The following is a 6,566-nucleotide window of genomic DNA, read 5'->3' as shown; positions in this document are numbered from 1 at the left end:
GAAGACACAAATGGAGGCAAGGTTCAGAAATGCGCTTCTTGCAACATAAGTAAGTAACCCTATAAAATAGTTTAATTTCTCCTCTCCGGAGAGCTATGCGATGTACCAAACAATGGTTCCAGGAGGAAAAAGATACTTCAAAAATAGTCAACTCAGGCCATGGTTAACCGAATACTAATAGCCACATTCTTAATCGTTACTTCATCTCAAGCTTCAGCACAGCTATTCAAAGACGAACTCAAAAGGAGTCTTTTAAAAGAGTTTGATGAAGATAAAACGGAAAGCATATTACTCTGCATGGAGTTCTTCGAACACGAGCTCAGCACCTTCTTTAACTTAAGTGAGAACTCAGGGCAAGATCCTATAGCCATGTATATAGAATACACTGAAGAGAATTACCCCGAATTTGAAATACCATTAGACTTTTCGGCCCAACAGGAACTATATCAAAAGTTAGAAACTCACTTTTTCATTCAAACCTGGGACTACGGACTTGCATCATACGGCCCGGACGGAACCACATATATCTTACTAAACCTGAAGTCAGGGAGCCCCTTACTTCACTATTTGAAGAAGAAGTCTAAAAAAGTTAAAATAGTTACTAACTACCTGAATCGTCTCAATATCGTAGGAGACATTAGCCCCGCTAGTATTAGCCAATTGGCTTCACTCATTCCTCTTGAACACCAGCAAAATCTTGAACTTAGAATTTTGCTAACTTTCCATTACCTGACCTTAAATGATCGTATCAAACGAAGGGATAAAATGTAGAAACAAGTTTTATTTGAAGCTCTTCACAAATCCCATCATCTATTCAGAACTCATAATAACTTCACAAAAAATTCATGCAATGCATTATGAACTAATCTAAACTCAGCTTAGTTTTACTCTTGAAATGACAAACCCGAGTCGCTATAAAATGGGGCAATAGATTAAATAAGTGACATCATCTAGTCAGAAAAATGAGATGAATAAAAAGCCGCTCGAAAGAGGGGTTATTTTTTTGCCGTTTTGTCAAGTATTTGGCTAGCCCTTCTAGCCATATCTACCGACTGCAAGATTTTCATTTTTAGCTGTTCATTGTATCGCGGCCTTTTTGCAAGGAAGGCATCTACCACTTTCACAACCTCATGTGAATTATGACTACCCAATGTCTGATCTAACCAACGAGTAGGGAAGAATATGTCACCCGTTTGTTGAATCTCCTGCAATAATTCCAGACTTGGCAATACATAGCTTCTGGCCTGATCTCTGCGCAGCGGATGATGAAGATTACCCAAAGCTGCTAGAACCCACGATTCTGTTTCGCGCATTTTCTCCTCTTTCAGAGTCTCAAAAAATGCATCGCGCACTGTGGCACTGGCCGAGAGTGTTGGAGCAATAAACTCAAATCTTTTTCTTGAATCAGGGTTTTTTATACGTTCCAACTGCTGAACCACAATGGTTTCGGCTCTTTCAGGTATTTTAATGGCCAGATCTTCGGCAAGGCCTATATAATCATTCTCCGATAAGTTGAGCCCCGAAATCTGAACCGTACCATCTTTGGCCCAAATACTGTACAATCGTTGCAAGTTCACTGTTGTGGTAACCAACTGGCTGTAGGTGTTAAAGAATATTTTCTTGATTGACGGATCTTCGTGAATATCATTAAGGCAATGCAGCAAGGTTCTCTCTAAATCGGGAGCCAGATTGGCCCTTTGATCTTCCGAAATCAAATTCCAGTAAACTGACCGCAACTGCCCCAATGCCAGGTTGATGAGCAATTGATTTTTCTCTTTCATCAAAAACCACTTGAGCAACTCTATGTATTCGGTGGGTTTGTATTGACCTTCTCTCCCTATAAAGCCCGGTTCGAGCAAGTTCTCATACATGTTGATGAGAAGGCTACCCTTCTCTACTTCGTTAAGTCGTTCCCACTGACTCACAAGTAGGCTGTACGATGAGGAAAAAAGGCCATAACCCATGCCATTGGAGTTGGCCAAAGCCTCAAAATTCGCCCATTCGGCTCCCAATTTCACTTTATAGGGCTGGTCGGCACTTACCACTAACAGCTCTTTTCTATCCTTTTTATCGGCATTGAAGAGCTTCATTCTAAAACTCTGTGGCCAGGCCCTGTTTTTACCGGAAACATCTTTTTGGCTAAGTTGCAATTCGACTTGCCCTTCGTTGTTAATTGTTTCCAATTCAAATACCGGTCTGCCTGAGGTATTTACCCACACCTCGCTCCAACGCTTCAGGTCGACCTGTGTTCTTTTATCCAGAATTTCGATCAGATTGGGCCAGGTGGCATTCTTCATGCCGTAGGTTCTCAGATACTCTTGCATGCCCGACTGAAAGGCCTGTTCTCCCAGTAAGGACTCTAATTGACGCATCATAATTGGCGCCTTATTGTATATAATCGCTCCATACATTTGCCCCGCTTCATTGAGGTTAGGCAAATTCTGACGAATAGGGTTGGCTCCCCGAGTACGATCTACACCATAGGCCGATGGGTAATGTCTCACCAGAAAACTCAAATCGTGATTGATGTTGGGAAAACTTGGGTTGACCATTTTAGAGGCCATAAAATTGGCAAAGACCTCTTTGGTCCAAACATCGTTGAACCAGTCCATAGTCACCAAATTGCCAAACCACATGTGGGCTACCTCATGAGCAATGAGGCTTGCTCTGCCCAATAACTGATTTTGAGAAGGGTCTTTTTCCAAAAACAAACTATTGGCTCGGTATTGTATGGCTCCCACATGCTCCATTCCTCCATACTGAAAGCTGGGAATTAGAGCAAAATCGAGCTTTTTGAAAGGGTATTCTATACCTGTATATAACTCCAACCATTTGAGAGAGGCTGCGTGAAGAGAGAAGATGAGGTCTTTATTACGCTCTACCTTTTCTTCGTCCGTTTCTCTATGAAGCATGGTAAAAGTTCTACCATTAACCGTTTGTGATACTCGCTTAAACTCTCCGGCTACAAAAGAGAAAAGGTAGGTGCTTATCAAATCAGACTCTTCGTAGATTATGTTCTTTCGGTTATTCGCTATACGAGCCAGCGAAACAGGTGCATTGGCTATAGCACTCCAATTAGTCGGCAGGTCCAGGGTAAGATTAAAACGGGCTTTCAGGTTGGGTTGGTCGAAGCAAGGAAAGGCAGTTCTTGCCCTATCGGGTACAAAGAGGGTATAAAGAAAGTCTTCCTTGCGGTTGAGAGAAGTTTCTCCAGCCCAAAAATTCACTTCTACTTTGTTGTATCCTTTCTGTAAGTTTTGGGCCTTTAAAACAATGTGTTCGTTGACTATCTCCAGCGGCTGGCTCTTGCCATTCACCACAAGACCTTTCAGGTGGCTTTGGGGCACTTTAAAATCGAGAGGCAGATCTCTGGAATTGTCCTCTAAATTGAAGGTAAGCTCTTCTAAAGCCTGTATTTGCCTACCAAATTCTTCGGGCACTCTAAACTCCAGTTTGTAATTGATGCCTGAAAGAACAGACTTTCTGTATTCCGCCAGCTCGAGTGAAACACCAATTTCAGGCGCTTCCAATTCTTTGGTATCGGAAGAACAGCCCAAAAGGCATGCGCCCAGCCAAACCACCAACAATAGTCTCTTCATTAGATAAGTATTAAGTCTTTTCTTAGTTCGGGAGGAATACCAAAGTGATCTCCCATAAAACCATCCATTTCATCTTTGGTCTCTTTAGACAGTAGCGCATTGAGTTCTTCAAGTGCCATTTCTCCAATTAAAAAGGGAGGCATCATGTCCATAACTAACCGATCGCCTTTGAAGCACGCCCCCATCTGATACTCCCTGAGTTCTTCCTTAGGGGTGCCTTTTATGAGGCAAGACGACAGCCAATGGTCCGGATTATCAGGTTCTTCTTCCATACGTTGTTGCAACTGGCTGAAGTTCATATTGCCCATCATGTAAGCCGACAGATTCTGCATGCTCTCGGCCGACATGGCTTCTTTCATTTCTTCATAACACTTGCTGCATATAGCATACTCAAACAAAACCTCTGTCTTTTTAAACTCCGGATAGCGCTTAAACACTTTTTCGATCATGTAGTGGCGCCCGCCATCCAAAACCTGATAGTCGCACTGAATGCAGCGTTCTATTGGGCCTCCTGTATCGGTATTGAGAAAAACCTGTGGTATAGGTATTCCGCTTTTTTCTTCGTTTTTATTTTCCTCCATTCTAAAGCGTTTTATGCACCATGGTAGAGGCCACCTGGGCGGTTGGCAGAATTAGTGTATCGGCAATGTTGACGTGTGCCGGACGTGTAACAATAAAGCGAATAAGGTCTGCAATATCATGAGCTGTGAGGGGCTCATATCCCTGATAAACCGATTCAGCTCTGGAACTGTCTCCTTTAAAACGTACCAAAGAGAACTCCGTTTCCACCAGGCCCGGACAAACCTGCGATACCTTAACTCCTGTACCCATCAGATCCATACGCATGCCATGATTGATGGCATCTACGGCATGTTTTGATGCACAATACACATTGCCATTGGGGTACACCTCTTTACCGGCAATGGAGCCTACATTGACTACATGCCCGGTTTGCCGCTCTACCATACCCGGCACTATGGCCCGGGTCATGTACAACAAGCCCTTAACATTAATATCTATCATGGCGTCCCAGTCTTCCACATTGCCTTCGTGCAACTTAGACAACCCGTGGGCATTGCCTGCATTGTTCACCAAAACATCTACCGTTTGCCAACCATCAGGCAGGGCTACCAGAGCCTCATCCACTTCTTTTTTATAGCGAACATCAAACACCAGTAAGTGAGTGTCTACAGACACCAAACCGGCCAGTTCTTCTAGTTTCTCTTTCCTTCTTCCACACAAAATCAGTCGGAAACCCTCCTCGGCCAGCGCCAGGGCTGTGGCCCAACCTATTCCGGAACTTGCCCCGGTTATCAAAGCTGTTTTTTGCATCGTTTCTGTAGCTAGTAAAGCTCCAAGTTAATAGAAAATAGATGAAGCGCTATGTGGAAATTACATGAAACACTTGCCGGTAAAAACTCTTAGAAGCAAAGGCGCATTAATCGGAGAAATGGAGATACAGTGAAAAATTATGGGTGGTAATACGCGAAATACCGTCATGGTAAAAGTTGCTGGAGTTGTTCATTACATTCATAAACCCTCTGGCATACCTGATTTCCGGAGAGAACTTAAAAAATTCGAAGTAGCGCTCTAGCCCAAAGCCTATCTCTGCTTTGGCATCCATTCTTCTTATCTCTAACCTGTCGGTGTTGGTCACAAGGTCTTCTTTGCCTGCTCTAAGCGAACCACTCACTCCGGCAATGATATACATACGCGAGTTTTCTCTCCGAATGGAGCGGTATTTCAAGAAAATTCCGGGTTCTACCCGGGTAGATTCTATGAGCTGTCTATCTACGCTACCATCCACATTATGATAGGCTACGGTATTCTGATAAAGACCAATTTTAACCGGCACAAGCCTTAGGGTAAACTGATCGGCCAGGCGAAAGTTGACCATAAACCCAAGGTTGAACCCGGCACTTTTTTCGGAGACTACGGAGTGAATCTGGTCGTACTGAGTGCTCTCAAAGGCCTCAGAATATCGAATACCGTAATAATTTTGATGTGCGCCCAGAAAAAAACCATACTGGGTTTTCTTCTTATCGCTATCTATGCGGTGCAAGGTAACCCCTTGCTTTCTGGACTGGGCTCCCAGTGCCGCACACACACAAAGTAAAAAGAGGGTAATTATTTTTGCCCTATGTAAATAGAACTGATTCCAAAAGTGAGTGGCCTGCATTCTACGTTCTTAAATCCAACTTCCGTAAGGATATTGAGAAAATCCTGTCCATCAGGAAAAGCCTCGACTGACTCCGGCAAATAGGTATAAGCCGATTGATCCTTGGAAATTATCTTGCCAATAATCGGCAGAATCGACTTAAAATAAAAATTGTAGAGCTGCTTCATGGGGAAGCGTTTTGGTCGTGAAAATTCAATAACCACAATCTTTCCTCCCGACTTCAACACTCTGCACATATCGCTGAGTCCCTGCTTTAGGTTTTCAAAATTCCTAACACCAAAAGCAACGATAGCCGCATCGAAGGTATTGTCATCAAAGAGCAGCTTTTCGCTGTCTCCCATCTGCATATCAATAATATGGTCAACACCTTTGCGCTCCATTTTCTTACGGCCCATTTCCAGCATGCCCTCAGAAATATCCACTCCCACTATCCGATCCGGGTTTAGGGCCAAAGCCTCTAAAGCAAAGTCTCCCGTTCCTGTGGCCACATCTAAAATTTGTTTGGGCTGGTCCTTTTTGAGCAATCGGATGGCCTTCTTTCGCCATAGAATATCTATTCCAAGGCTTAGAAAATGATTGAGGAAGTCATAGCGCCTGCTAATGTTGTTGAACATTTCGGCCACCTGCTCTTTCTTCCCCGACTGCTTTTCTTTATAAGGCACTACTGTCATCTGCTCAAATTTGGGTGCAATAATACGAAGGAAACAGGGGGATTGGGCAATTTGTTAGAAAAAGCTTGGAATCAGCAGCATTATCCTATTCCGTTGTAATGCTTATTTTAGTGTGTG

General features: G+C 43.4%; 6 protein-coding genes. 1 reads left to right on the top strand and 5 read right to left on the bottom strand.

Translation table 11 applies throughout. The annotated features are described in order from the left end of the window. The first annotated feature begins 159 nt into the window (after positions 1–159). Positions 160–771 (top strand): hypothetical protein, encoded by a 612-nt coding sequence (locus B3763_RS18210; protein ID WP_286748289.1) that lies wholly within the window; start codon positions 160–162, stop codon positions 769–771. A gap of 224 nt (positions 772–995) precedes the next feature. On the opposite strand, the gene B3763_RS18205 is transcribed toward B3763_RS18210, so the two are convergent. From B3763_RS18205 to ubiE, 5 genes are all read right to left on the bottom strand, one after another. Then, a complete protein-coding gene (locus tag B3763_RS18205) occupies positions 996–3,599 on the bottom strand; it encodes a M1 family metallopeptidase (protein ID WP_286748288.1) in 2,604 nt (867 codons plus the stop codon). Further along, the gene (locus B3763_RS18200) at positions 3,599–4,180 is read right to left on the bottom strand and encodes a hypothetical protein (RefSeq protein WP_189630423.1); all 582 of its coding nucleotides are present in this window, start codon (positions 4,178–4,180) and stop codon (positions 3,599–3,601) included. The genes B3763_RS18205 and B3763_RS18200 overlap by 1 nt, the downstream gene beginning before the upstream one ends. Position 4,181: 1 nt before the next feature. Further along, complete coding sequence (locus B3763_RS18195; protein WP_286748287.1) at positions 4,182–4,931, bottom strand: SDR family NAD(P)-dependent oxidoreductase; 750 nt, start codon at positions 4,929–4,931, stop codon at positions 4,182–4,184. Between the two features lie 106 nt (positions 4,932–5,037). Beyond that, positions 5,038–5,778: an outer membrane beta-barrel protein gene (locus tag B3763_RS18190; RefSeq protein WP_286748286.1), complete on the bottom strand. Its 741-nt coding sequence runs from the start codon at positions 5,776–5,778 to the stop codon at positions 5,038–5,040. Then, positions 5,727–6,449, bottom strand: a complete 723-nt coding sequence (gene ubiE / locus B3763_RS18185; protein ID WP_189630420.1) for a bifunctional demethylmenaquinone methyltransferase/2-methoxy-6-polyprenyl-1,4-benzoquinol methylase UbiE — start codon at positions 6,447–6,449, stop codon at positions 5,727–5,729. Before ubiE ends, B3763_RS18190 begins: the two co-directional genes overlap by 52 nt. Between the last annotated feature and the right edge of the window lie 117 nt (positions 6,450–6,566).

Source organism: Roseivirga sp. UBA1976 (genome assembly GCF_002336325.1).
Lineage (GTDB): Bacteria > Bacteroidota > Bacteroidia > Cytophagales > Cyclobacteriaceae > Roseivirga > Roseivirga thermotolerans.
Note: the sequence above shows the minus strand (reverse complement) of the source record. Positions and strands in the feature narration are given on the sequence as shown.